This window comes from Enterobacter cloacae complex sp. GF14B (assembly GCF_004136805.1).
GTDB classification, from domain to species: domain Bacteria; phylum Pseudomonadota; class Gammaproteobacteria; order Enterobacterales; family Enterobacteriaceae; genus Enterobacter; species Enterobacter hormaechei_C.
In genome coordinates this window covers 1-1,096 of the sequence record NZ_QFRV01000316.1, presented here as the reverse complement: position 1 = coordinate 1,096, position 1,096 = coordinate 1, and the positions used below count along the sequence as shown (strand labels likewise).

1 protein-coding gene and 1 pseudogene are annotated in these 1,096 nt (G+C 59.4%); both read right to left on the bottom strand.

The genetic code is table 11. The features are described 5' to 3' along the window. Positions 1–25 precede the first annotated feature (25 nt). Positions 26–631, bottom strand: coding sequence for an outer membrane lipoprotein carrier protein LolA (locus DD606_RS25430; RefSeq protein WP_023323845.1), 606 nt, complete (start codon positions 629–631; stop codon positions 26–28). Further along, positions 628–972: pseudogene (locus tag DD606_RS25425) on the bottom strand (acyl-CoA thioesterase); the annotation flags it as partial. The pseudogene DD606_RS25425 and the gene DD606_RS25430, both read right to left, overlap by 4 nt. Positions 973–1,096: the final 124 nt, after the last annotated feature.

Sequence of the window (1,096 nt, the reverse complement as noted above, 5' to 3'; positions counted from 1 at the left end):
CCACAGCAGCGCCGGGCGCAGGGCGTTACGGTGCGGCAAAGCGCTGGCGTTCTGCATCAGTCAGGCGGGCGGGCGTCAGTTGGTGGCGGGAGAGGGCGATATCCGTCGTGTCGCCCTGCTTATCGTTCAGGCGAATGGATTCCAGATAGATCGCGCCCTTCAAATCAAGGGTGGAGAAAATCTTGTCCAGCGGCGTGGTGACGGGCGTCAGCACCAGCGACCAGCGGCCTTCGCCCAGGTCTTTGAAATCGACGCGGAAGTTCTCTTCCAGCACCTTGCGGTCGGCCTGGAACAGTGCCCGCAGCAGATGGTTGAACTGGAACATCTGCGGGTTAGTGTCGGCGGTAATAGTCTGCGGCGACTGACCGTTGACGATCTGCACCATCCGTTTGTCATCCAGCAGCAGCGTCATCGGGAACGGCGCTTTTTGATCCCACAGCAGGCCATTGTCACGGGCGATTAGCATCTCCCCCTGCGAGCGCAGGGGCTGAGGCATGTCCTTGATCGTGCGTATCTGTTCGAAGTGTGCGCGCACTACCGGTTGCTCCGCAAACCGCTGTTGCAGTTCATCCAGCGTGACCGCGTTCACCAGCGGGCTTACCAGCAGCGCGAGTAGCGTTATCCATTTCATGGCGCGATCCCCATGCGTTCGAACAGAATGGCCGGGCTGACAAAGCACATCTCCCGGCTTGCTTCTTCCACCGCCACCTGAATGGTGTAGCCGGTGGTGGTGCGTTTCCCGGTTTGCGCGTCGAAGATTTGATAGGCGATGCGCAGACGGTTTTCAACCTCTTCAATGTGGGCGCGGATGCGAATGCGCTGCTCGAAGGTCACCGCGTCGCGGTATTTCACCCGGGTATCCACCACCGGCCAGACGTAGCCGGACGCTTTCATCTGGCGATAGCCGTAATCAAACTGGTTGAGCAGCGCTTCGCGGGCAATCTCAAAGTAGCGGAAGTAGTTGCCGTGCCACACCACGCTGCGCATGTCTTTCGTTACCCCAACGGATGAGCAGCTTAAAGAAGCGGTTCGACGCCTGAGAATTTCCCTGTAACCGGATGCGCATAATGGCAGATGCCGTTATGCGCCGTTCCCG